A 25,185-nucleotide genomic window follows, 5' to 3' on the forward strand; every position below is an offset into this window, starting at 1 on the left:
AGGGCCGGGTGAATAAAAATCAGTGTGCTTCCTCAAGCGCCCCGGCGATGTAGATCATCGCCAGCAGGGTGAAGACGAAGGTCTGAATGAAGGCGACCAGCACTCCCATCAGCATCATCGGCACCGGCAGCAGAAAGGGGACCAGACCGAGGAAGATCATCAGGACGATTTCATGTCCGTACATGTTGCCGAAAAGACGTAGCGAGAGGCTCAACGGACGTGCCAGATGGCCGACAATTTCGATAACGAAGATCAGCGGGGCAAGCCACCAGATCGGTCCCATGAAATGTTTCAGATACTTGATGCCGTGTTCCTTGAGCCCGACCAGGTGGGTCATGGCAAAGACCGTCAGCGCCAGGGCGGCGTTGGTGTTGAGATTGGCGGTCGGCGGGGCAAATCCGGGAATCAGCGCGATCAGATTGCTGACCAGAATGAACAGGGCAAGGGTGGCCACCAGGGGAAAGTAGGCCTTGCCCTTGGGGCCCATGGTTTCTTCCGCAAGGTTGGAAATGCCCTCGATGACAACCTCCATCAGGTTCTGCAGGCCGCTCGGTACCTGCTTGATGGATCGGGAGGCAAGCAGGGCGAGGATGATCAGGATCAACATGACCAGCCAGGTATAGAGGACGTGTTCACCTACATGCAGGTGCAGCTCTTCTTTAAGCCAGCCGAAAATAAGAAAGGGATGAGTCATGGTACCGAGGGCTCCTCCGGTTATCTCAAACGTTGCAGGGTTGTGATCAAAATATTTATCAGCACGGTCAAAAGACCGACCGCAAGTGCCAGGGGATGCAGTTCAAAACGTACCAGCAACAGGTAGATGGCGGCGCCGAGGGTTGCCAGGCGAATCATGTATCCGACCTGGAAACCGCCAACCGAAGCCTGCTCCGGCCAGTCCAGCATGCGGCGCAAGGTGCGGTGTCGCCAGTGATGTCCGCAGATGGCAACCAGGCCGCCTGCCGCTACACCGAGACTGATCTTTGCCGACAGCCAGGGCAGGCTGAACAGTACAAGTAGCCCGAGAATCACCCAGTTGCGCCGGGCCATGCGGCGCAGCAGACCCTCGTCAGGATTCATCGTTGTCCTGGTCGTCCTCTCCCTGTTTCTGTCGGCGCAGCTCACGCTGGGTCAGGATGTAGACATTGCGAAAACCGGCAATGATGCCAATGCCGAGCCATGTCAGAGTCATCCATGGCGTTGTGTCAAGCCACTTGTCAAGGTAGTGGCCGAGTGCCAGACCGATCAGGCAGGCAGCAACCAGGGAAATGCCGACACTCGATAAAAAGCCCAGAGATCTAATAAGTTGGCGTCGGTCTTCGCCCATAGTGAATTGTATACAGCATACAATCTGCCGGAAAACCCGTATTTATTAGCATAGGGGTCGCAGGGGTGTCAATCGTTTTTGCTCCCTGGCGACGGGTGTTGAAACCGCTGTCTCCGGTAGTCGCATGCTCCTTGTTCAAGAGGTGAGAATCAAAGTGTCGAAAACGCTTTTTCAGCTGCTGCGATGGTGGTGTCCAGGTCTTCACGGCTATGTGCGGCGCTCATGAATCCGGCCTCGAATTGAGATGGTGCCAGGTTGATCCCGGCTTCGAGCATGGCACTGAAGAAGGCGCTGAAGCGGCTGATGTCGCTTTTGGCCGCATCGGCGAAGGAAAAGACCGGCCCCGGTTGGAAGTAGGTGCAGAACATGCCACCGACTCGCTGGAAGCAGGTTTGCACCCCGGTTTTTTCAGCCGCTGCGCGCAGTCCGGCTTCCAGGTAGGCGCTTTTTTCTTCGATCAGGTCGTAAAATCCATCCTGCTGCAACAGTTGCAGGGTGGCGATACCGGCACTCATGGCCAGCGGGTTCCCCGACAGGGTGCCGGCCTGGTAGACTCCGCCGTCCGGGGAAAGGTGGTCCATGATCTCCTTTTTGCCCCCGAAGGCGCCGACCGGCAGGCCGCCACCGATGATTTTGCCGAGACAGCTCAGGTCCCCGCGGATCCCGAAACGTTCCTGGGCGCCTCCGTAGGCGACCCGGAACCCGGTCATCACCTCATCAATAATGAGAATGATGCCTTCCCGGTCGCAGAGGCTCCGCAACCCCTCGAGAAAGCCCGGTGCGGGCGGAACACAGCCCATGTTGCCGGCAACGGCCTCGAGAATAATGCAGGCGATCTGATTTTGGTTGGCAGCGGCCAACTGCTCGACGTCGGCGAGGTCGTTGTAGGTGGCGGTCAGGGTGTGTTTGGCAAAATCGGCCGGCACTCCCGGTGAGGTCGGGACGCCGAAGGTTGCCGCGCCGGAGCCGGCTTTGACCAGCAGGGAGTCGGCATGGCCGTGATAGCAGCCGTCAAACTTGAGAATCTTGTCCCGGCCGGTATAGCCGCGGGCCAGGCGGATCGCGCTCATGGTCGCTTCGGTGCCGGAAGAAACCATGCGCACCTTTTCCATGTTCGGGTAGGCGTCACGGACCATTTCGGCAAGGATGATTTCCTTTTCGGTCGGCGCGCCGAAAGAAGCGCCGGCAGCAGCGGCCTGCTGGATAGCTTCAACCACCTTGGGGTGACAGTGCCCGAGGATCATCGGGCCCCAGGAGCCGACATAGTCAATGTAGGCATTGCTGTCGGCGTCATAGATGCGTGATCCCGCTGCGCGGCTGATGAACAGGGGGTCGCGATCAACCGACTTGAAGGCCCGTACCGGGCTGTTGACGCCGCCGGGGATGACCTGCTTGGCACGATTGAAGAGAGCGGATGATGTCTGCTGTGTCATGACGAACCCTTTCCGGGGAGCGGTGGCTGAGAATTGAAGATTGGCTGTTGCCGTGCGGCGTGAGCCAATGGGGTCTGCTTAGCACAGCCCTCCGGGGCTGTCAAGCAGACTCAATCGGCAGGTGCGCCGGTCTTCCGCGGTTGCCTGGAGAGGATCTTGCGTTGGTGCGCGGTCGCGTTTTCAAGTCGCTGAAAGAGCTCGCGCAAACGGTGGAGATGGGTGGTCAGCTGTTCGTTCTGCTGGCGCAGTTTTTCGGTGCTGTGCATAGTAGAGGGGGTCAGTCCTGTCGGCGCATCTGCGCCAGTTGTTCGATCAGCAGCCGGCCTTCCTGCTCCCGGTCTCTCAGTGCGGCGAAGATCCTGCCGGCCATGGCGTTGATCCGCCCGGTCATGCGGCTGATCTGTCGGGTCCCCTGTTGCTGGCATTCGGCGGCGATGGTGACGTTTGCCGTCTGGGACTCGACCTCATCCATGGCGACAACGATTTGCCGGGTTCCGCGGGCCTGTTCCCGGATGGCGAGCAGGCACTGGCTGCTCAGGTCCTTCAATTCGGTGATGGTCCGGTTCAGGGCAAGGCTGCCGTCGGCCTGCTCGGAGGTGGCATGGCGGATTTTTTCGGCCATCTCGCCGGCCAGGGTGGCCTGATTCAGGATGCTGTCGAGACGTCCGCTGGTCTGTTCACCGAGACGAAGCTCCTCGTTGACGAGGATACGGGTTTTGCGGAAATCGTCTGTCATGGCCCTGGTCGCCCGGGTAATCTGGCCGACCAGGGTTTCGATTCCGGCAGCGGACATGTTGGTTTCCCCGGCCAGGGCACGGATTTCGTCGGCGACGACCGCAAAGGGGCGACCGTGATCGCCCGCCTGCGCGGCGATGATGGAAGCATTCAGTGCCAGCAGGGATGTGCGTTCGTTGATGTCGTGAATGCTGGTGACCATCTGTTCGATTTTGTCACCCAGTTGCGTCAGTCGTTCGATGGTGATTTCGCCGGCATCGAGAGCGCCGGAGATCTTGTGAAGTCCGGCGAGAGTTTTCTCGATTTCTGCAACACCGATGTTGGCTTCCTGTCGTACCGTTTCGCTCAGGTGTCGGGACTGGTCTGCGTGGCGATCGATCTCACCGGAGGCGGCTGACATCTCGGCGGAAATGCCGGCGACCCGCTCCATGTGCTCGGCAAGCAGGGTCATGTTTTTCGAGAGCTGGGCGGCGGTGGCCGATATCTCTTGGGCGGCGGAACAGGTTTCGGTGACTCGCTCGCCGGTCGTCTGGGCTGCTGCCGTGACTTTGCCGGCAGTATCGGCGGCGTTGTCGGTTTCCTCATGCAGGGCCTGGTTGAGCTGCAGATACTCATCACGGAAACGGGCCAGTTCGGAAAAGGTATCCCGCAGAGCGCGGGCCAGCTTGTTGCTTCGGTCAAGCAGGGTGAGCCGATCGATCAGGGCTGAAACCTGGTTGGCGAATAATTGCACCGTTTCGAGATCGGCCTGGTCGAGGGCGATGCGTCGTTGCTTGTTGTCAACTCCGAACAGGGCCACCGCTTGTCCCCGGGAAACAATCGGACAGACGATAAAGCTGCGCGACCGCAGCTGCGGCAACTCGGCAAGGGGCGCCTTCAGGCGGAGCTCTGCGGGCAGGGTGCCGATGTCGTCGACCAGCAACGTGCGGCGTTGGTCGACGCACTGCTTCAGGATCCCGGCCCGATGGTCAAAGGGGAGTGAACGGCTGGTGGCCTGGGTCGGGCTGCCGTGGCTGGCGGCCAACTCGGTTTCGGTTCCGGATTCATTAAGCAGCAACAGGTTGACTCGGTCGAAACCAAAGACTTTGTGCAGGTTCTCGGCGGCCAGCAGCATGACTTCGCGAGGATCGAGAGACTGTCCCATGAGATGTGTGCCGGCGTGGAAGCTGTGGATGAGGTCGATTTGCTGTCGGCGCAGTTCAGCCAATTGCTGACGATGGTGCTGTTGCTGCCGCGCGAGTTTCTCCCTGAGTGTCTGCTGCCAATGCCCGAGGAGCTGTCTTCGCTGCCAGCCGAAAACAGCCAGGGTGCCGCAGAGAGTCATCAGGGCCGGGCCGATGGCCGGCACGGTTGTCGTCAGAATTGCCCAGATCAGGCCGGGGAGTGCCCCGGCGAGCATGACCGCAGGAGATGAGAATGGCGTTGGCCGGTGGGGAGTCCCCTCTTCCTCGATTTGCTGGAAGGGGCGTGTTCTTACGTATCCGTCAATCATTAATTCGAAACCAGATCTGATATCTTTCTCCGACTCTAATTTTAAAAAACAATGTTTGCAAGTAAAAAAATGCCCCGGACCAACAGTGTGTGTATTACCATAAAAAAACGGTAAAGCACATTAAATGCTCTGTAATTTTAGGGCTATTTATCTATGGGGCGGATTTTGTTGAAAGGGGCTGAGTGGCCTGTGTGATTTGGTAAAAATGGCGCTAAAGTATATAAATATAAATCCGTTCTATTTTGTATTGACCTGAACGTAAAGGTCGTATATAAGCCTGATGAACAGGTTGAAATGTGCTCGTCGGGAGGGGCCCGGCGGTTGGTGATGGTTTATAGCAAAGGAGTTGGCAGGATGAAACAATTGTCAGTGGTTGGAGCGGCAGTTATGTTGGTGTTCGGAATGGCGGCATCTTCCTTCGCCGCCGGGTTTGCGGTTATTGAGCAGAGTGTGTCGGGTCTCGGCAATGCCTTCGCCGGTGCTGCGGCGTCGGCCGAAGACCCGACGACGATCTTTTACAATCCCGCGGGAATGACTCGTCTTAAAGGTCAGCAGGCGACAGCCGGTATGCATGTCATTTTTCCGCAGAGCGATTTCAAGGATGACGGGTCCTCGGCCGTTTCGCCTCTGCTTGGCGGCGGCGCTCTGACCGGAGGTGATGGCGGTAACGGTGGTGAGGCGGTCGTGGTGCCAAATGCGTATTACAGCATTAATTTTGACAATGGTTGGGTGGCCGGTCTCGGCATCAACTCTCCCTATGGGTTGGTCACGGATTGGGGTGACGGCTGGCAGGGGCGTTATCACGCCCTGCGTTCCGATGTGTTGACGGTGAATATCAACCCTTCGGTTGCTTACAAGGTCAATGATCATTTCAGTGTCGGTGTCGGTGTCAGTGCCCAGTATGTCGATGCCGAATTGTCTCAGGCAATCGATTTCGGGTCCATTGCCTATGCCACGTCCGGCTTTAACTCGGCTTTGAGTGGGCTGCCGCAAAATCGGGACGGCAAGGTGACTCTGGAAGCCGATGACTGGGCTTACGGGTTCAATCTCGGTGCCCTGATCGAGGTGGATGAAAATACCCGCTTCGGGATCGCCTATCGTTCTGAGATCAGCTACACGGCGGAGGGTGATGCCGACTACGTAGTACCGAACGTGATCAGCGGTGATCCTTTGCTTGACGGTGGAATTAAGGCCGCTTTCAGCGATGTGGCCGCCAAGGCGGATCTGGACCTGCCGGCAACCGCCTCGGCAAGTGTCTATCACCGTTTCAACGATCAGTGGGCGGTGATGGCCGATGCCACCTGGACGCAGTGGAGCAGCTTTGACGAGTTGCGGGTGAAGTTTGCCGATGGCCGCGCCGATGCCGTTACGACCGAGAACTGGAATGACTCCTGGCGCTATTCGGCCGGATTGACGTACAGCCCGAGCGAGGCGCTCGACCTGCGCTTCGGCCTGGCATACGATGAGACGCCGATTCCGGACAACTATCGGACTCCGAGGATTCCGGGCGACAACCGTTTCTGGGTCGCGACCGGTCTCGGTTATACCTGGACAAGCTTCAAGCTTGATGTCGGCTACGCCCACCTTTTTGTTGACAACGCCCGGAGCAATCGTCAGGCCGGAGTCGATCCTCTCAATGGGGAAGACTTTTTCAAGGGGACTTTGTCGGGTGAGTACGAGAGTTCTGTCGATATTGCCAGTGTGCAGTTGACTTACTTGTTCTGATCTTGGCCTGAATCAGTGAGCCCCTTGTCGGTGAAGAGTGCAGGCCATTGACCTGCCTGAGCACCCCAAAATCACCAGCGAACCTATGGGGGCGCTTCAGATTTTCGGGAACCTCATTCAGGTCAAGTGCTTGTACTCTTCATCCAGCAGGAACTCACTGATTCAGGCATGTGTTCGATCGGTCGCCCGAATGTTGGGCGGCCGATCGGTCTTGCCGTAGACTGAAGGTGGCCGTGTCTTGGTATCGTTCTGACAGCGGCGTCCAGGGTTGCTGTGTCGGGGTTTTGGGGGGCTGTCCTGACCGGCTAAATATTTTGAATAAAAGCATAAATTTTCATGTTTCGATTGCTTTGTCCGGTGTTCGGGATAATGTATCAAAAGGTGTTTTAAATTGTGCTTGACGTGAACGTAAAGGTAAGGTAGAAAGTAGCTATGGAGCCGATGATGAAGACTGAGCCGTTGAACCTGCCGTTTCCTTCCGTGCCCGCCATGTTGCGAGATTGCGGTGAACGTTTTTGTGACCGTGATGCCCTCAGCTACAAAAAGGATGGGCAATGGAAATCGCTCAGTTACGGCCAGTTTTACCAGCGGGTGCTGATGGCGGCTCGTGGTCTCGGCAAGCTGGGAGTTGAGCCGGGCGAGAAGGTTGCAATCCTGTCGGAAAACAGGGCCGGCTGGGTCATTGCCGATCTCGGCATTCTCTGTGCCCGGGCCGTGACCGTGCCGATCTATGCTACCAACACCGCGGCCCAGGTATCTTATGTGCTGCAGCATTCCGGAGCGCGTATCGTCTTTGTCTCCAATCGCCTGCAGTATGAAAAATTACTCGCGGTCCGTGATCAGCTGCCCGAGCTGGAAACGGTGATTGCATTTGAGCGCTTCATCGGCGACAAAAGTCTGCCGGTTTTCCATCTCTATCAGCTTTCCGAAATCTCCCATCCCATCAGTGCTGCCGAGCAGCAGCAGATCGAGACGCAAATGGCGGAAATCGGGCCGGATGACCTGCTGACCCTGATCTACACTTCGGGAACGACCGGGGTTCCCAAGGGAGTCATGCTGACCCACGCCAACTTTCTGATTGATGCCCGGATCGGTCTCGATCGTCTCGGTGGCCGGAACAGTCGGGAGACATTTCTCAGTTTTCTTCCCCTGAGTCATGTTCTGGAGCGGACGGCCGGGTATTACGCCGCCCTGATGAGCGGCAGCCGGATCGCCTTTGCCGAGAGTGTCGACAAGGTGGTGGAGAATATTGTCGAGGTGCAGCCGACGGCGATGGTCAGTGTGCCGCGCCTGTTTGAAAAAATTTATTCACGAATCTACGAAAACGTCCACCTGATGTCGCCGCCGAAGCGCAAGCTGTTTCATAGGGCGGTCGAGGTCGGTCGTCAGTATGTCTATCGTCGTTATATCGAGGGGAAGCCGACCGGGTTGCTCGGCGCCAAATACCGTTTTTACGATCGCCTGATCTTTGCCAAGATCCGCCAGAAGTTCGGCGGCCGGCTGAAATTTTTTATCAGCGGTGGGGCACCACTCGACAAAACCATTAACGAGTTTCTGTGGATTATCGGTATCCCGGCTTTCGAAGGATATGGTCTGACCGAGACCAGCCCGGCGATTACTCTCAGCAGTCGTGAGCAGAACCGTTTCGGTTCGGTCGGTCGGCCGTTGGAGCATACCGAGGTGAAGCTGGCCGAGGATGGTGAACTGCTGGTTCGGGGGCCGCAGGTGATGAGGGGCTACTACCGTAATGAAAAAGCGACCTCCGAGGCGATGGAAAACGGCTGGTTCAAAACCGGTGATATCGCTCGTATCGACGAGGATGGCTACGTTTATATCGTTGATCGCAAGAAGGAGATTATTGTCACCGCCGGCGGCAAGAATATCGCGCCGCAACCACTGGAAAACGAATTGAAGCTCGACAAGTACATTTCTCAGGCCTATGTCTACGGTGATCGCAAACCCTACCTGGTGGCGCTGATCACCCCCAATCTGGAGCGTTTGATTGAGCTGGGCCACGAGAAAAATCTGGATTATTTCGACATCGAAGAATTGGTTGCCAATGAGAAGGTACGGGCGGTTTTTGCCGAACGCATTGAGCAGCTCAATGAAAAGCTGCCGTCCTACGAGACGATCAAGAAATTCGTGCTTTTGCCGCGTGATTTTTCGGTGGAAGGGGGCGAGCTCACTCCGACCCTGAAGCTGAAGCGCAAAGTTATCTATGAAAAGTACCGTGAGCGGATCGAATCCCTCTACGATCAGAACGGGACGACCGCAAATCAGAACCACCAAGGAGAAACAGCATGAGGCAGATTAATCGGGTTGCCGTACTCGGCGCCGGTGTCATGGGGGCGACCATCGCCGCTCACCTGGCCAATGCCGGTCTGGAAGTCGAATTGCTCGACATCGTTCCACGTGAACTGGAAGAAAACGAAAAGGCTGCGGGACTTACCCTGGCGGATGAAAAGGTTCGCAACCGGATTGCGGCGGCAGGACTGAAGGGGCTGATGAAAATGAAGCCCGCGCCCTTCTATCTGAAAGACTATGCGGCCCAGATCCGGCCCGGCAACTTCGAGGATCATCTTGATCGTCTCAAGGAGTGTGACTGGGTGGTGGAGGTGGTCATCGAGCACCTGCCGATCAAGTTGCAGTTGCTGGAGAAAGTGGTCCCCTTCCTCAATGACCGGGCAGTCCTGTCGACCAATACCTCCGGCCTGTCGGTCAATGCCATCGCCGAGGCGTTGCCGGCCGAGGTCCGCAAACGCTTCCTGGTGACCCATTTCTTCAACCCGCCCCGCTACATGCGGCTGCTCGAGGTGGTCGGCTGCAATGAGGCCGATCCCCAGCTGGTTGCCGAGATGGCGGAGTTCCTCTCCCGGCGCCTGGGCAAGGGGATCGTTCACGCCAAGGACACCCCCAACTTCATTGCCAACCGGATCGGGGTCTACGCCATCTACAAGGGCATCCAGCACATGATGGAGATGGACCTGGGCATCGAGGATGTTGATGCGGTCGCCGGACCTGCGACCGCCCGTCCCAAGTCGGCGGCCTTCCGGACCGCCGACCTGGTCGGCAACGACACCCTGGTGCATGTCGGCAACAACTCCTATGAGCTGCTGCCGGACGACGAAGAGCGCGAGGTGTTCAAGGTTCCCGAGTTCATGCAGCAGATGATCGAGAAGAACCTGCTCGGCAACAAGACCAGGGGCGGTTTCTACAAGAAGACCAAGGATGAGAACGGTAAGCGGGTGATTCTCGCCTACGACTGGCGGACCGGCGAGTACCAGGCGGCCAGGCGGCCGAAGTTTCCTTCGGTCGAAGCGGTCAAGCAGGTCGATGATCCGGCCCGGCGCCTGCGCGAGGTGGTCAACGGCAAGGACCAGGGCGCCGAGTACGCCTGGCGGACCCTGCGCGACACTCTGATTTACACCGTCAATCGTATCCCCGAGATTGCCGACGACGTGGTCAATATCGACAATGCCATGAAGTGGGGCTTCAACTGGGAGATCGGCCCCTTCGAGATGCTCGATGCCATCGGCGTACCGGCTTTTGTCGCGCGGGCCAAAAAGGACGGGGTCGCGGTGCCCGAGGCCCTGGAAGGGATCGAGTGTTTCTACCGCTTCAACGAGCGCGGTGAGCGGGAATATTTCGATTTCGCCAGTCGCGGCTACCTGGTGCGCGAGATTCCCGCCGGCCAGGTCGATCTCGAGGTGATCCGCCGCAGCGGCGGCGTGGTGGAGAAGAACGCCGGTGCCTCCCTGCTCGATCTCGGCGACGGGGTCTTCTGCCTCGAGTTTCATTCGAAGATGAACAGCATCAGCGGCGACATCCTCTCCCTGACCCAGAAGGCGGTCAAGCGCGCCGAACGCGAGGGGGTGGCCCTGGTGGTCGGCAACGAGGGACCCAATTTCTCGGTCGGCGCCAACCTGATGCTGCTCGCCGTGGCTCTGGCCGAAGGCGCCTTCGAGGATATCGACCTGATGGTGCGCCAGTTCCAGAAGGCGACCATGGCCCTGAAATACGCCAAGGTGCCGACCGTGGTCGCGCCCTTCGGCATGACTCTGGGCGGCGGCGCCGAATACACCCTGCACGCCGACGCGGTGGTGGCCCATGCCGAGACCTACATGGGCCTGGTCGAGATCGGGGTCGGGCTGATTCCGGCCGGCGGCGGCACCAAGGAGATGTGTCTGCGGGCGGTCGAACTGGCGACCCGTAACGGCACCGATGTCACCCCCTTCCTGTTCAAGCATTTCCAGCAGATCGGCATGGCCAAGGTCGCCATGGGGGCCATGGAACTGTTCGATATGAACTATCTGCGCCGTGGTGATTCGGTGACCATGGACAAGAGTCGGCAGATCGCCGATGCCAAGCAGAAGGCCCTGGCGCTGGCGACCAATTATCGTCCGCCGCGTCCGGCCCAGGATATTCCGGCGCCGGGGCGTTCGGTGGCGGCCAGCATCAAGAGCCAGCTCTGGAATATGCGCATGGGCGGTTTTGTGACCGAGTACGAGGAGCAACTCGGCGGCGTTATTGCCGATGTTATCTGCGGCGGAGATGTTCCGGCCGGCACCCCGATCAGCGAGGATTACCTGCTCAAGCTCGAACGCGAGGCGTTCCTCAAGCTCTGCGGTCAGAAGAAGACCGCTGAGCGGATCCAGCATATGCTGAAGAAGGGCAAGCCGCTGCGGAATTAACAGAGTTAAAATCTCGGGCCACCAAGACGCCAAGAACACCAAGATAGACAAGAGCGAAAATCATGGCTTCGACAGAATTGATTTACAGTTTTTCTTGGTGAACTTGGTGAACTTGGTGTCTTGCGCGAGCAAAGCGAGCGGGTGGCAACAAGAATTTTAAAACCATGGGTCAGTGACAAGACTGACGCCTGTTTCGGAGGACAACATGAACACCGCATACATTCTGGCTGCCTACCGGACCCCCGGGTGCCGGGCGAAAAAGGGAAAATTCAAAGATATGCGCCCCGATGACCTTGCCGCCGAAGCGATTCGCGGTCTGGTTGAGCGGACCGGGGTCGATTCGGGAAAGATAGATGACGTCATTCTCGGCTGTGCTTTCCCGGAAGGGGAGCAGGGGATGAACATGGCCAAGGTTGCCGCCAGTCGGGCCGGATTGCCCTGTTCGGTGCCGGGTATGACCATCAACCGCTTCTGTTCTTCAGGTCTGCAGAGTATTGCCATGGCGGCTGAGCGGATCATGGCCGGTTTCGCCGATTGCATTATTGCCGGAGGCGCCGAGTCGATGACCATGATTCCCATGGGGGGGAGCAAGTACAGCGCCAATCCCGGGCTGGTGGGCAGCTGGCCGGAATCCTATGCCAGCATGGGCATCACCGCCGAATTGGTGGCGGAAAAGTACGGGATCGCCCGCGAGGACCAGGACCGGTTCGCCCTTGCCAGTCACCAAAAGGCGGCGGCTGCCATTGAGGAAGGACGTTTTACCGATGAGATTCTGCCGGTCGAGGTCGAGCATGTTGCGATGGTCGGCAACAAGCTGCAGAAACAGCTTGAGACGGTGGCCATCGATGATGGTGTCAGGGTTGATACCAGCCTCGAAGGGTTGGCGAAGCTGAAGCCCGCCTTCCGTCTCGGAGGTTCAGTGACCGCCGGCAATTCTTCGCAGATGACCGATGGTGCCGCCGCCACGCTGGTGGTCTCGGAAAAGTTTCTCAAGCAGCTCGGCAAGGATCCGGTCGCCCGTTTCGTCGCCTTTGCCGTCCGCGGAGTGGCGCCGGAACTGATGGGCATCGGTCCGGTGGAAGCGATTCCTGCCGCTCTGGAGATGGCGGGTCTGAAGCAGGATGACATCGACCTGCTGGAACTGAACGAGGCCTTTGCGGCCCAGTCCCTGGCAGTATTGCGGGAACTGAAGCTCGATCCGGAGATCGTCAACGTCAATGGCGGTGCCATCGCCCTCGGTCATCCTCTCGGCTGTACCGGGGCCAAGCTGACCGCCACCCTGCTCAATGAACTCGGCCGTCGCGGTGGGAAGTACGGCATGGTTTCCATGTGCATCGGCGGCGGCATGGGTGGCGCGGGGATCTTCGAGAAGCTTTAAAAACTTTTGGGCCCCAAGGCACCAAGGCGCCAAGGAAAAGCAAAACCAGAATCTATTTGGAGTTAACACCCAGCAGATTGAAGATTTTCTTGGTGTCCTTGGCGTCTTGAGTGAGCGAAGCGAACAGGCGGCTAAAGATTTTCTGATTTTATAAATCAACGAAGAAACAGGAGAAAAGAGGATGAAAATGGACCGCAAAATACTCAAAGGCGGTGAATACCTGATTACCGAGACCGGGTGTGAAGATGTTTTTACCCCGGAGGATTTTACCGACGAACAGCGCCAGATCGGCGAGACCACTGAGCAGTTCGTGGCCAATGAGATTGCCCCGCATATCGAGGAAATCGATGGCGGCAATTTCGACCTGGTGGTCGAGGGGATGGCCAAGGCCGGCGAACTCGGCCTGCTGATGATCGATGCTCCCGAAGAGTACGGTGGACTGGAGCTTGACAAGGCGACCAGCATGCTGGTCGGCGAGAAGATCGCTCCTGCGGGCTCATTCTCGGTTGCCTATGCTGCTCATACCGGTATCGGTACCCTGCCGCTGGTCTATTACGGTACTGCAGAGCAGAAAGAGAAATATCTCGAAAAGATCATTACCGGTGAATGGTGTGCCGCCTACTGCCTGACCGAGCCCGGTTCCGGTTCCGATGCCCTCGGCGCCCAGGCAACCGCCACCCTTTCCGAGGACGGCAAGCACTACATCCTCAACGGCACCAAGCAGTTTATCACCAACGGTGGTTTCGCCAGGCTCTACACGGTCTTTGCCAAGATTGACAAAGAGCATTTCACCGCCTTCCTGGTCGAGCGGGATTTTGAGGGTCTGGTGGTCGGCGCCGAGGAAAAGAAACTCGGCATCAAGGGCTCCTCGACCACCCAGATCATCCTCGACAACTGCAAGGTTCCGGTTGAGAACGTCCTTGGCGAGATCGGCAAAGGTCACAAGATTGCCTTTAACGTCCTCAATGTCGGGCGTTTCAAGTTGGGGGCCGGGGTGACCGGAGCCGCCAAGATGGCCCTGGTAGAGGCAATCCGCTATGCCAATGAACGCAAGCAGTTCGGTCAGCCGATCAGTTCCTTCGGCGCCATCCAGGAGAAGATTGCTGACCTGACCGCCGATATTTTCGCTTCCGAATCCCTGATTTACCGCCTGGCCGGCCTGCTTGACACCAAGCTGGCCACCCTCGACAAGTCGATCGACAACTATTACGAGGAATACCAGAAGGGGATTGAAGAGTACGCTCCCGAGTGTGCCATCGCCAAGGTCTTCTGTTCCGAAGTGCTGGCCCGGACCGTGGATGAGGTGGTGCAGATCCACGGCGGCTACGGATATGTTGCCGAGTACCCCGCCGAACGCTTCTACCGTGATGAGCGGATCAACCGGATTTTCGAGGGGACCAACGAGGTCAACCGGATGCTGATTCCGGGGATGATCCTGCGCAAGGCGATGAAAGGGGAGCTGCCGCTGCAGGCCGAGGCGATGAAGGCCTTCGAGTCGCTGATGACGCCGAGCTTCGAGGAGCTGGACGAGTCAGATCCCTTTGCCGCCGAGAAACAGCTGCTGGCCAATCTCAAGACCCTGTTCCTGATTCTTTCCGGCGCCGGGGTGCAGAAATACATGAATAAACTGGTCGACGAACAGGAAATCCTGATGGCGGCGGCCGACCTGGCGATTCAGATCTTCGCCATTGAAAGTGCCCTGTTGCGTGCCGAGAAAATTTCCCCCGCGGTGACCGAACGCAAACGTGAGCTGCTCAGGGCCGCGGTCAAGGTTTTCTGTTTTAATGCCGCCGAAATCGCCGGCAGCGCCGCGAAGCGGGGTGCTTATTATATCGAGGAAGGGGATACCCTGACCATGATCCTTTCCGGCGTGCGTCGCTTCAGCAAATATGACGCCAGCGGTTTGCTGCAGGCCAAACGGGCCCTTGCGGCAGCAGCAATCGAAGACGAGAAGTATCTGTTTTAAGCCGGCAGCTGATAAGGGGGCACCTGCCCCCTTATCAGCTGCCTCACGGCTTTCCCCTGCTGCCTGCATTGGATATTGCAGTAATCACATGACCGCCATCGTCCAGCATACTTTTGATACGCCGTACCCGGTTGGCGAAGTACACTGCTACAGTGCCGAACTGAACGGAGAGTTGACCCTGTTTGATACCGGCCCGCCCTTTCCGGAGGTGAAGGCGGCGCTCAGGGAACAGCTTGATCTTCCGCGGTTGCGCCAGGTTTTCTGCACCCATTGCCATGTCGATCATTACGGTCTGGCGGCCTGGCTGGAAGAGGAATACGGGGCGACCATTTATGTACCCTATCGGGATGCGTTGAAAATCAAGCGCCACGCCGAACGGTTGCCGGCCATCGGCGAACTGCTCTACCAGAGCGGCTTCTCCCGTGACTACATTGAGAGTTACCGCAGCATCATGGAGGACGGAACAGTTTTTCCACGATTTCCGCGGCGGATGGAGGTGGTCGAGGAGTCTGATTTGCCGGAGCGGCTCGGTTTTGAGGTTCTTCCCTGCCCGGGTCATTCCCAGTCCGACCTGATCTATGCCACAGACAGCTGGGCGGTTACCGGGGATGTGCTGCTGGAGGGAATATTTCAGTCGCCGTTGTTTGATGTCGATCTGGAAACCGGAGAGCGGTTCAACAACTATCAGGCCTACTGTTGCTCCCTGGCCAATCTCGGCCGGTTGCGTGGTCGTCGGATTTGTCCCGGTCACCGCAGGACAGTGGCCAGTGTCGACGGGGTGATTCTCTTCTACATCGGCAAATTGCTGGAACGGACTGCCCGTGTACTCCCGCAGTTGGGAGAAGGCAATCTGGCAGAAATTGTCCAGCGGTTGTTCGGTGAGATGGTGAGCAGCCCGTTTCACCTCTATCTGAAGGCCTCGGAAGTGGCGTTCATGCAGGATTTCCTGGCCGATCCCGGGCGTCTGAAAACCGCTCTGCAGGGCATCGGCCTGTTCGCGCCGCTGGAAGATGCGTTTGCGCGGGTGGTTAAGTGAAAACCTAGTTTTGCCGTCAAGAAGGTCAAAAACTCATTTAACGGAGAGGCGGAGAGGAGCAGAGAAGGAGAGGAAATCTTTTGGGTTTAAAACCAAAATCGTTTTTGGTTTTCTCTGCGTCCTCTCCCTCTCTGCGACTCTCCGTTAAAAAAAGGTTTTCTTGGCGCCCTTGGCGCCTTGGCGGCCCAAAAGATTTGATTTGAAGGATTTCGATATGACTGACCCCCTGTTCCAACCGTTGACCATCGGCTCTCTGCAGTTGAAGAACCGTATCATCATGCCGGCCATGCATCTGAACATGGCCGATGATTATCGGGTCTCCGAGCAGTTGCTGGCCTTTTATGCCGAGCGGGCTGCCGGAGGGGCGGGACTGATCAGTTGCGGCTATGCCGGTGTTGATGAGTTGGCGGCGCATCCGGGGCATATCGGCGTCCATGACGACGCTTTTATCCACGGGCTGAAACGGCTGGCCGAAACCATCCAGGCCGGCGGCGCCCGGGCCGCACTGCAGATCAACCATGCCGGACGCTATAATCATTCCATGCTGACCGGTGGCAAACAGCCGGTCGCGCCCTCGGCGGTACCGTCGCGGATGACCGGCGAGACTCCCCGCGAGTTGAGTCTCGATGAAATCGAAGAATTGATCAACGCCTTTGCCGAAGCCGGCCGGCGGGTGGCTGAAGCGGGGTTTGATGCTGTCGAGGTTCTGGCCGGGACCGGGTACATCATCAGCTCCTTTCTCTCTCCTCTGACCAATCGTCGCGAGGATGCCTGGGGCGGAACGCGGGAGAACCGGATGCGATTCGGTCTCGAAGTGGTCCGGCGGGTCAAGCAGGCCTGCGGACTGCCGCTGATCGTACGCCTCAACGGCAACGACTTCATGCCCCAGGGGATTGGTCGTGAAACACTGCAGCAGTTTGCCGCCGCGCTGGTTGAGGCCGGGGCCGATGCCCTGAGCATCAATGTCGGCTGGCACGAGGCGCAGATGCCGCAGATCGTGACCAAGGTTCCGCGCGGAGCTTTTGCCTACCTGGCTCGCGGCATCCGTGAGCGGGTCGCGGTGCCGGTCATTGCCGGACACCGGATTAATGATCCGGGCAACGCCCGGGACCTGCTTGACCAGGGCTGGTGCGACGCGGTCGCCATGGGGCGGGCGTTGATTGCCGATCCGCAGCTGCCGAACAAGGCACTGCGGGGGCGGGAGGACGAGATTATCCACTGTGTCGCCTGCGGTCAGGGTTGCTTCGATGCCCTGTTCCGTTTTCAGCATGTTGAGTGCCTCTGCAATCCACGCGCCGGTCATGAGTTGGAAGCCTCACCACAGTCGACGCAGTCGTTGCGGGTGTTGGTGGTCGGCGGGGGCGCCGGCGGCATGACAGCAGCCATCGCCGCGGCACGCCAGGGTCACCGGGTTACCCTCTACGAGGCAGAGTCAAGGCTTGGGGGGCAACTCGATCTGGCCGGGGCGCCTCCCGGTCGGGAGGAATTTTCGCTTCTCGCCCGGGATCTGGCGCGGCAGGTTGGTGAGGCTGGAGTTGAGGTGATCCTCGGACGTCGGGTTGACGCTGAACTGCTGCGTCGGGAATCCCCCGACCGGGTGGTTCTTGCCACCGGCGGTTGTCCGCAGGCGCCGCCGATTCCCGGTTGTGACCTGCCGCACGTGATTCAGGCCTGGGATCTGCTCCGCGGGAAGGTGTCTACCGGCAGCAGAGTTGTCATCATCGGTGGTGGCGCAGTCGGAGTCGAGTCGGCCCTGTTGCTTGCAGAGCAGGGGACTCTGCCGGCTGAAACTCTCAAATTTCTGCTGGTGCATCGGGCCGAAGACCCTGAAGAACTTTACCGGCTGGCGACTTCCGGCAGCAAGCAGGTCACCCTGGTTGAAATGCTTGACAAACTGGGGCGCAATTTCGGCAAGACCACCCGCTGGACCATGCTGCAGGACCTGAAACGTTATGGAGTTCAGTGCCGTACCGGTACCAGGGTCGAGGCGATTACGGAAGAAGGGGTGGTGGTTGCCGGAGAAACAGGGCCGGAATTGCTGCCGGCCGATACGGTCGTGATGGCGGTTGGAACCCGGGCTGACAACCCGTTGCAGCAGGTCTGCGAGGATCTCGGCATTGCCTGTCGGGTGATCGGTGACGCGAACAAGCCGGCGATGGTTTTTGATGCCGTCCACCAGGGTTACCGGGCCGGGCGGGAGGTCGCATGAAGGGCTTTGCATCGCTGCCCGGGCTGCTTGCCGGGGCTCGTCGGTCGCGATTCCGTCTCTGGTTGTTGAATCTGATGCTCGGTCGTATGATTCCTTTCAACCGGCCGCATGGTGTCCGGGTGCTGGCTCTCGATGAAAACCGGGTGCAGACCACGGCACCTTACCGGAAACGGAATCAGAATCATCTGCGCGGCATCCACGCCTGCTGTATTGCCACGGTGGCGGAGTTCTCCTCGGGTCTGCTGTTTCTCTCCAGGCTCAACCCGAACCGTTATCGGCTGATCATGGCCAAGCTGGAGATCGATTACCACTACCAGGCCAAGGGGGCGATCGTCGCGACGACCAGCTTGACTGACGAAGAATTGAAGGCACGGGTTCTTAAGCCTCTGGCGGATGTGGATAAAATACAGACCACGCTGCCGACCGAGGTGCATGATCGGCAGGGGCGTCTGGTCGCCACCGCGCTGGTGACCTGGCAGATCAAGTCCTGGGACAAAGTGCGAACCAGGGTCGACTGACCCTGTTGTTTGCTACATTTATTTATGTCTGGCTTCGTGTGGAATCCGCTGCCAGGCGACATTCTAGCCGGCTCCAGGGGGGCCAGGAGGTGGAGATGAAGAGGCTCATCGTATTGCTGGTTCTGTTTCTGGGTTGGGCAGGGATGGCCCAGGCGATTGAAGTGGCCGGTGTCAAACTCGCTCCGCAGGTGCAGGTTGCCGGGGAAACCCTCAATCTCAATGGCTATGGCATCCGCAAGAAATTCTTTTTCAAGATCTACGTCGGTTCTCTCTATACGGCGCAGAAGGTGGCCAGTGCCGAGCAGGCTGTCAAGGCACCGGGCGGCAAGCTGATCCGCATGGATTTTCTTTACAGCAAGGTGGCCAAACACAAAATTGTCGACGCCTTTGCCGAAGGGTTTGAGAACAACAGCCCCGAGATGGCCGACAGTGCCGCCGCCAAGGCCTTTCTGGGCTGGTTCGACGCTGATTTCATCGAAGGGGACCAGGTGGATCTGGCCATCGCTGCCGATGGTACGGTCAGCGTCAGTCACAACGGTCGTCCCCTCGGCAGTGTCAAGTCTCCCGAACTTGCCCGCGGCGTACTGCTGATCTATCTCGGCAAGGATCCGGCCGATGACGATATGAAGGACGGGATGCTCGGCCGGGATTGATAAGACCATTCTCCCAGGTACCGTTCCGGACCTCTCTCCATCCTGAATGCAAAATAGATTCAGGGCCATGTCTCCGGTACGTTACTCTCCTTGTTATGGGGGCCGATACGGCCCCCGCTTTTTTACTGAATTCAAGTCTGTTTTGTCACGAGCCCCAGGCAGGGACCCAGAAGATAATTGCAGATCCTTGTTATGCAACGATGGGTGATGAAACCTTCCGTTTAGTCTTCTTTCATGTCTCCGCCACTCGGTGGCCAGCTGCTTTTGGCTATATTTCGAAAGGTACAGCCAATGCTCCTGTTTAATCCGCACGACGACCATCGTAACCATGCCGATGCCCGCTCACGGCAGATCGTCGAGAAGACCATTGCTTTCTTCGAAAAGAAAGGCCTGAAGAAGATCAAGGAAGACGACCAGGCGATGGTCTGGTACGAGGACTTTCTCGAATTCGTCAAAGAAGAGGAGGTCTTTGCCGATTTGCTTACTCCGCAAGCGTATGCTGGCGAGAATGGTCGTTGGGATATGTGGCGGATCAGCCATTTCAACGAAGTGCTGGCTTTTTATGGACTCTGCTACTGGTACACTTGGCAGGTCAGCATTCTCGGCCTGGGGCCGATCTGGATGGGGGAGAACGAGGCCGTCAAGCGGCGTGCCGCGAAATTGCTGCGGGATGGGGGGATCTTTGCCTTCGGTCTGTCGGAGCAGGAGCACGGCGCCGATCTTTACAGCTCCGAGATGACCCTGGTGCCGCAGGCCAATGGGACCTTTCTGGCCCGCGGCCGCAAATACTATATCGGTAACGGTAACTGCGCGGCACTGATTTCGACCTTCGGCAAGATCGAGGGGAGCGGCGAGTATGTCTTCTTTGTCGTTGAAAGCGACCATCCGGCCTACGAATGTGTGCGGAAGATTGACACTTCGGGGGTACGTCAGGCTTATGTCGCCGAGTACGCCCTGCATGATTATCCGATTCGTGAGGAAGACATCCTGCTGCGTGGAGAAGCGGCCTGGAATGCGGCGCTCAATACGATCAACATTGGCAAATACGAGCTCGGCTGCGCCTCCATCGGCATCGTCACCCATTGTCTCTATGAGGCGATCAATCACGCCGGAAGCCGTCAGCTCTACGGCATGACGGTGACCGATTTTCCGCATGTCAAACAGCTGTTTGTGGAAGTGTACGCCCGGCTGCATGCCATGAAGTTGTTTGCCATGCGGGCCGCGGACTACCTGCGGGTTGCCTCCAGCGAGGATCGCCGTTATCTGCTCTTTAATCCCATTGTGAAAATGAAGGTCACCGGCGAGGGGGAGCGTTGCGTTGGACTGTTGCACGAGGTCATCGCCGCCAGGGGGTTCGAACAGCAGACCTGGTTCGAAATGGCCATCCGCGACATCGGCATGCTGCCGAAGCTTGAAGGGACCACCCATGTCAATATGGCGCTGATCCTCAAGTTCATCCAGAAGTATTTTTTCACTCCGGTCGATTATCCCGAGGTCCCACGCCAGGACCAGGCTGGAGATGATGGATACCTTTTCCGGCAACAGACCGGCAAACTCAAAGAGGTTCACTTTCCAGATTGGCGCAAGGCCTTCGCCGCTGTCGATCTGCCGAACGTGCGCATTTTTGTCGAGCAGGCCGAATTGTTGCGCCAGTTGTTGCTTGATGCTCCTCCGAATCGGGAGCAGCAGGCCGATTCAGGGTATATGCTTGCCGCCGGGGAACTGTTTACTCTGATCCCCTATGCCCAGCTGATTCTTGAAAATTCCGCCATCTACCAGCTGGATGATGAACTGCTCGACGTCATCTTTGCCTTGCTGGTGCGTGATTTTGCCGGTTATGCCTTGCGGATGGTTGCCGAGCATGGCAACAGTGAAGTTCAAGAAGTGCTGTTCCGCCAGATGTTGAAAAAGCCGGTGCGGGACGAGGCGGGCTTCAACAAGGTCTGGCGACAGGTGCTGGAGCTCAAGGACTGCTACCGGATGTCTGACTAGTATCATGGGAGTTGTCCAGCGCATCCGCTATCAGGCGGTTGAAGGTCTGCGAGCCGGACGCTTCAATCGGGGGGTCAACACCGCGGCCACCTGTTATCGGCTCGGCAGCACTCTGATCGACAGCGGCTGCGCCAACCGCTGGCCCCAAGTGCGCAGCTTCGTTCGCGAGCAGCTGTTGCGACAGCTGCTGCTTACCCACCATCACGAGGACCATAGCGGCAACGCCGCGCGCATTCAGCAGATGACCGGTGCCCGGGTCCTGGCTTCCGGCCTGGCGCTGCAGCCACTGGCCACTGGCTGGCGGCTGCGTCCCTACCAGCAGCTGCTGTTTGGCCGACCGCAACGCTTGATTGCCGAACCTGTCCCTGACCTGGTCGAACTGGAGGGGGGCTACCGCCTGCAGGTGATCGGCACTCCGGGACACGCCGACGATATGGTCTGCTATCTTGAAGCAGAACACGGCTGGCTGTTCAGTGGCGATCTGTTTGTCGGTGACCGGACCCGATTTCTGCGTCAGGATGAGGGCCTGGGGGAGCTGCTGGAGAGCCTGAGAAAAATCCTCACATGCGATTTTCAGATCCTCTTTTGCGCTCACCGGGGTGTGGTCAAAGACGGCAAGCGGGCAATTTCTGCCAAGCTGCAGCATCTGGAATCCCTCTGCGACAGCAGCCGGGAATTGTACCGTCAGGGTCTTCCCCCGGCGGAAATCTCTCGCCGCCTGCTCGGTCGTGAAGAGCTGGTCAGTCTGGTTACCGGTTATCATTTTTCCAAGCGCAATCTGATCCGGGCCTGTTTGCAGTTGGTCGAAAAGGTCGACCACGGAGTTGCAGAGTACACCGGGGAGACCGAATTCCCGGGGAGGTGAGGAGAGGCTCGGGCTTGTCTTTTCAGCTGCTTTCTGAGTCTCTGGGCCAGGTGCCTTTCGGGAGACAGCGGACGGGCCTTGCCAGGAAACGGAGTCTTTCTCACCTGCATCAGTGAGCTCATTGATGCAGGTCTCAGTCAAGGAGTAAGCATGGGTCATCATGCCACCAGTAAAAGCAGTATCGTTCCCCTTATCGACCGGCTGAACAAGTATCCGATCGGCCTGGTGGATAATGAAAAGCTGCGTCGGATTCTGGCCATTCTTTTCAGTGAGGAAGAGGCCTTTGTCGCCTCCCGCTTTCCCCTGCACGAGGCGACGCTGGAGGAACTGGCCAGACTGACCGGTTGCCCACCGGAGCACCTGGAAAAGGTTCTTGACCGGATGGCGGACAAGGGGCTGGTGCTTGACATGCCCCATCGGGGGACAATCTACTACCTGCTGCTGCCCGGCTTGATCGGTTTCTTCGAGTTCAGCTTCATGAAACAGCGTGCCGACCTGCCCCTGGCGGAGCTGGCTCGGCTGATGAGTGACTATCTCTTCGAGGATCCGCAGCACGGCCAGGCGAGGGAATTCTTCGGCAGTAGGACGCCCCTGACCCGTTCACTGGCCTACGAAGAGACGGTTCCGGTCAGCTCAACCGTGACCAGCTATGAAGGCGCGCGTGAGATTATCCGCAAGGCCGGCTATGGGGCGGTGGGGATGTGCTACTGCCGGCACAAGAAAGAGCACCTGGACGAGCATTGCAGCAAGGGTGCTCCGGTTGAAGGAATCTGCATTTCGTTGGGCAACGCCGCCCGTTTCATGGTCCGGCGCGGTTTCGCCGAGGAGCGGAGTGTCGAGGAACTGCTGGCGGTGATCGACAATGCCCGTAAGCACAACCTTACCCATATCACCGACAATATCCGCCGCCAGCCGAGTTTTATCTGCAACTGCTGCTCCTGTTGCTGTGAACTGCTCGCCGGGGTGCAGGCCGGTTACCGGGACGGGATCGGCAAGACCGGACTGCTGGTGACGGTCGACGTTCAAGGCTGCGTCGGCTGCGGCCTCTGTGTCGGGGCCTGCAATGTTGCCGCTCTCAAGATTGTCAACACGGGAGTGGAAAAGCAGCGCAAGCTGGAGATCGCGGGCTCGGTCTGCCTTGGTTGCGGTGCCTGTGTCTCGGCGTGTCCGCACCAGGCGCTGAGCATGGTGGCGACAGCTGAGCCGGTTATTCCGGCCAGAAAGCGCGACCTGATGAAGCAAATCCTCAGGGAGAAGAAGCGCCTGGCGCCGTTCGTGGTGGATGGGGTCAAAAGAAAGGTGAAAAAGATCGTGACGAGAAAGTAGCTCTGCCGGGTTGCGCTCGGCTCAGTTGGGGTAGATGCTCAGCTCCCGGGTTGCCCGTTCCGGGTCGGGGTCGTCCATGGTCGGAACGGCCTGGATGGCGGCGATGTAATCTTCCGGCAGCCGGTTCTCGATGGCGCCGCGCAGGACATGTTCCCGGTACCAGGGATAGGGGCGGAGATTGCGGTCAATATTGATGCCGAGGTAGATCAGGGCTTTAACCTGGTTGCCCTGCTCGGGTTTGACCGTCAGCCAGGTGTCGCGGTATTCGATACCGACGCCTTCGTAGTGATCAAGGATTGTCTTGGCGGCCGGTTCGATACGGAACAGGACGCCGAACAGTTGATCAGATGCTGTTGCCGGGCAGGCATCGCATTTTCCCGAGCCATCCTTGGTGCTGGCGACCTGGAAGACCAGTCGGTAGCCGTCAAGTCGGGCGACCCCAATCCGGTGTGCCGAAGGGATTCGCTGCCGCAGGCGGGCGGTTGCCATGTTGGAGCCGTAGGCGAAGTAGAGCATGTCGGGAAGTCTAAAACGTCATTCCGGCACCGGAGACGACTCAGTTGCGGAATTGAGGTCCAGGCGAAAATCCTCCGGGAGTTCGGTTGGCTTCTGCCGTTTCTGGTCGAAGCAGACCATGACTGTCTGTGCCTGTGCAAAGGTCGTGTCTGCGCCATTGTGCATCCGATAGCCGAGAGTGAAGCTGCTGCGGCCGATTTTTTCAGTCCGAATATCGATCAGCAGGCGGTCATTGAGGCCGATTGGCTTCAGATAGCGGCAACTTGCTTCGACGACCAGGAAAAGGATGCCGCGCTGCATCAGATCGGCGAAGCGCTCCTGGAACAGCTTGACCCTGGCGGTTTCCAGGTAGGTGAAAAAGGTGGCATTGTTGACATGCCCGTAGGCATCCAGGTCGGAAAAGCGGATTTCGATTTCGGTTTGCAGTGTACTCATTGTCAGGTTTCCGGTTGAATGACACCCTGCAGGATGTCGAGAATCCGTTGCCGGTAGGCAACGATTTCCTGTCGCAGGGAAGAGAGGTTGGCGATCTTCTGGTCAACTTTGCCGATGTGGCGGTCGAGGATTTCGAGCAGGCGCGGGGTGATCTTGCCGAAATCCTGGTTGCCGGTATCGAAGTTGTCGGCCAGTTCCTGCATCTCGCGCAGGGTGATGCCGAGTTCCTTCAGTTTGAGAATGAATTTGAGGCGCAGCACGTCCTCTCTCTGATAGGTGCGAGTGCCGCCACCGAGACGTTCCGAAACGCCCATCAGGCCGATTTCCTCATAGTAACGGATGGTTCGTGTGGTGATCCCGAGTTTCTTGGCAAGTTCGCCGATCTGGACCGGGTAGATTTGATTCTCCATGGGGGGGTCCCTTTACGCAGTCAATGTAAGATGGACAATTTGTTAGCAGTACCGCCCTGTTCATGTCAATAGAAAAATCATAAAATAACCCATAAAATCAGTTATTTCGACATGGATGGCGGCTGTATAAAAACATGTTATATTTTTACTTGACCTTTACGTAAACAAGATATAAATTCTCGCCAAGGCGGACTGAATTATATTCTTTGCAGTTGGCCGGCTGTTGTTTTGCCGGCGGAGCGAATAGATGCCTGAAAGGCGGCTGAAGGAAAAACAACTGCGGCTAAAGGCTGAAGGAAAAGAATAAAGGAATAAGGACGGCGAAAGGCCAGAGAAAAATCCCTTGTCCCTCAGCCTTTTGCCCTGAGCCGATTCTTAACAACCGGAGGTTAACTGATGAACATTCTCGTCTGTATCAAACAGGTTCCCGACATGGAGTCGCGTTTCAAGGTCGCGGCGAACGGTACCTGGTACGAAGAAA

The 25,185-nt window shown here is 58.0% G+C and carries 21 protein-coding genes and 1 pseudogene; 13 read left to right on the plus strand and 9 right to left on the minus strand.

Annotated elements, in window-relative coordinates:
* Positions 1–19 precede the first annotated feature (19 nt).
* From atpB to B5V00_RS07505, 6 genes are all read right to left on the minus strand, one after another.
* Positions 20–694: a F0F1 ATP synthase subunit A gene (atpB, locus tag B5V00_RS07485; RefSeq protein ID WP_085010148.1), complete on the minus strand. Its 675-nt coding sequence runs from the start codon at positions 692–694 to the stop codon at positions 20–22.
* 20 nt (positions 695–714) lie between these two features.
* Positions 715–1,077 carry an ATP synthase subunit I gene (locus tag B5V00_RS07490; RefSeq protein ID WP_085010149.1) on the minus strand — a complete coding sequence of 121 codons (363 nt, stop codon included), beginning with the start codon at positions 1,075–1,077 and terminating at the stop codon, positions 715–717.
* Positions 1,067–1,324 (minus strand): AtpZ/AtpI family protein, encoded by a 258-nt coding sequence (locus B5V00_RS07495; RefSeq protein WP_085010150.1) that lies wholly within the window; start codon positions 1,322–1,324, stop codon positions 1,067–1,069. Before B5V00_RS07495 ends, B5V00_RS07490 begins: the two co-directional genes overlap by 11 nt.
* Positions 1,325–1,473: 149 nt before the next feature.
* The gene (hemL, locus tag B5V00_RS07500; protein WP_085010151.1) at positions 1,474–2,757 is read right to left on the minus strand and encodes a glutamate-1-semialdehyde 2,1-aminomutase; all 1,284 of its coding nucleotides are present in this window, start codon (positions 2,755–2,757) and stop codon (positions 1,474–1,476) included.
* Positions 2,758–2,867: 110 nt separating this feature from the next.
* Positions 2,868–3,023 carry a hypothetical protein gene (locus B5V00_RS17160; RefSeq protein WP_172399649.1) on the minus strand — a complete coding sequence of 52 codons (156 nt, stop codon included), beginning with the start codon at positions 3,021–3,023 and terminating at the stop codon, positions 2,868–2,870.
* An 11-nt stretch (positions 3,024–3,034) separates the two neighbouring features.
* Positions 3,035–4,984 carry a methyl-accepting chemotaxis protein gene (locus B5V00_RS07505; protein ID WP_085010152.1) on the minus strand — a complete coding sequence of 650 codons (1,950 nt, stop codon included), beginning with the start codon at positions 4,982–4,984 and terminating at the stop codon, positions 3,035–3,037.
* Between the two features lie 387 nt (positions 4,985–5,371).
* Between B5V00_RS07505 and B5V00_RS07510 the strand changes: the two genes are divergently transcribed.
* The 12 genes from B5V00_RS07510 to B5V00_RS07565 all read left to right on the plus strand — a co-directional run bounded on the left by B5V00_RS07510 (position 5,372) and on the right by B5V00_RS07565 (position 23,343).
* A complete protein-coding gene (locus B5V00_RS07510; RefSeq protein WP_172399650.1) occupies positions 5,372–6,709 on the plus strand; it encodes an OmpP1/FadL family transporter in 1,338 nt (445 codons plus the stop codon).
* A 441-nt stretch (positions 6,710–7,150) separates the two neighbouring features.
* Positions 7,151–9,013, plus strand: a complete 1,863-nt coding sequence (locus B5V00_RS07515; protein WP_245803928.1) for an AMP-dependent synthetase/ligase — start codon at positions 7,151–7,153, stop codon at positions 9,011–9,013.
* Positions 9,010–11,400, plus strand: a complete 2,391-nt coding sequence (locus B5V00_RS07520) for a 3-hydroxyacyl-CoA dehydrogenase/enoyl-CoA hydratase family protein (RefSeq protein WP_085010155.1) — start codon at positions 9,010–9,012, stop codon at positions 11,398–11,400. The genes B5V00_RS07515 and B5V00_RS07520 overlap by 4 nt, the downstream gene beginning before the upstream one ends.
* Positions 11,401–11,605: 205 nt before the next feature.
* Positions 11,606–12,778 (plus strand): thiolase family protein, encoded by a 1,173-nt coding sequence (locus tag B5V00_RS07525; protein WP_085010156.1) that lies wholly within the window; start codon positions 11,606–11,608, stop codon positions 12,776–12,778.
* 187 nt (positions 12,779–12,965) lie between these two features.
* Complete coding sequence (locus tag B5V00_RS07530; protein ID WP_085010173.1) at positions 12,966–14,744, plus strand: acyl-CoA dehydrogenase family protein; 1,779 nt, start codon at positions 12,966–12,968, stop codon at positions 14,742–14,744.
* A gap of 88 nt (positions 14,745–14,832) precedes the next feature.
* Positions 14,833–15,780, plus strand: a complete 948-nt coding sequence (locus tag B5V00_RS07535; RefSeq protein ID WP_085010157.1) for an MBL fold metallo-hydrolase — start codon at positions 14,833–14,835, stop codon at positions 15,778–15,780.
* A 214-nt stretch (positions 15,781–15,994) separates the two neighbouring features.
* The gene (locus B5V00_RS07540) at positions 15,995–17,989 is read left to right on the plus strand and encodes an oxidoreductase (protein WP_085010158.1); all 1,995 of its coding nucleotides are present in this window, start codon (positions 15,995–15,997) and stop codon (positions 17,987–17,989) included.
* On the plus strand, positions 17,986–18,507 hold the full coding sequence (locus B5V00_RS07545; protein WP_085010159.1) for a DUF4442 domain-containing protein: 522 nt from the start codon (positions 17,986–17,988) through the stop codon (positions 18,505–18,507). Before B5V00_RS07540 ends, B5V00_RS07545 begins: the two co-directional genes overlap by 4 nt.
* 95 nt (positions 18,508–18,602) lie before the next feature.
* The gene (locus B5V00_RS07550) at positions 18,603–19,160 is read left to right on the plus strand and encodes a chalcone isomerase family protein (RefSeq protein ID WP_085010160.1); all 558 of its coding nucleotides are present in this window, start codon (positions 18,603–18,605) and stop codon (positions 19,158–19,160) included.
* A gap of 291 nt (positions 19,161–19,451) precedes the next feature.
* Positions 19,452–21,152 carry an acyl-CoA dehydrogenase family protein gene (locus tag B5V00_RS07555; protein WP_085010161.1) on the plus strand — a complete coding sequence of 567 codons (1,701 nt, stop codon included), beginning with the start codon at positions 19,452–19,454 and terminating at the stop codon, positions 21,150–21,152.
* 4 nt (positions 21,153–21,156) lie between these two features.
* Complete coding sequence (locus tag B5V00_RS07560; protein ID WP_085010162.1) at positions 21,157–22,017, plus strand: MBL fold metallo-hydrolase; 861 nt, start codon at positions 21,157–21,159, stop codon at positions 22,015–22,017.
* A gap of 150 nt (positions 22,018–22,167) precedes the next feature.
* A complete protein-coding gene (locus B5V00_RS07565) occupies positions 22,168–23,343 on the plus strand; it encodes a 4Fe-4S dicluster domain-containing protein (RefSeq protein ID WP_085010163.1) in 1,176 nt (391 codons plus the stop codon).
* A gap of 21 nt (positions 23,344–23,364) precedes the next feature.
* Here B5V00_RS07565 and B5V00_RS07570 read toward each other — a convergent pair whose 3' ends face one another.
* Genes B5V00_RS07570 through B5V00_RS07580 form a run of 3 tightly spaced genes read right to left on the minus strand, consistent with a single transcriptional unit; the run spans position 23,365 to position 24,704 of the window.
* On the minus strand, positions 23,365–23,859 hold the full coding sequence (locus tag B5V00_RS07570) for a gamma-glutamylcyclotransferase family protein (RefSeq protein WP_085010164.1): 495 nt from the start codon (positions 23,857–23,859) through the stop codon (positions 23,365–23,367).
* An 18-nt stretch (positions 23,860–23,877) separates the two neighbouring features.
* Complete coding sequence (locus B5V00_RS07575) at positions 23,878–24,294, minus strand: acyl-CoA thioesterase (RefSeq protein WP_085010165.1); 417 nt, start codon at positions 24,292–24,294, stop codon at positions 23,878–23,880.
* Between the two features lie 2 nt (positions 24,295–24,296).
* On the minus strand, positions 24,297–24,704 hold the full coding sequence (locus B5V00_RS07580) for a helix-turn-helix domain-containing protein (protein WP_085010166.1): 408 nt from the start codon (positions 24,702–24,704) through the stop codon (positions 24,297–24,299).
* Between the two features lie 396 nt (positions 24,705–25,100).
* Here B5V00_RS07580 and B5V00_RS17575 point away from each other — a divergent pair.
* A pseudogene (locus B5V00_RS17575) lies at positions 25,101–25,185 on the plus strand (electron transfer flavoprotein subunit beta/FixA family protein); the annotation flags it as partial.

Source organism: Geothermobacter hydrogeniphilus, from assembly GCF_002093115.1.
GTDB lineage: Bacteria > Desulfobacterota > Desulfuromonadia > Desulfuromonadales > Geothermobacteraceae > Geothermobacter_A > Geothermobacter_A hydrogeniphilus.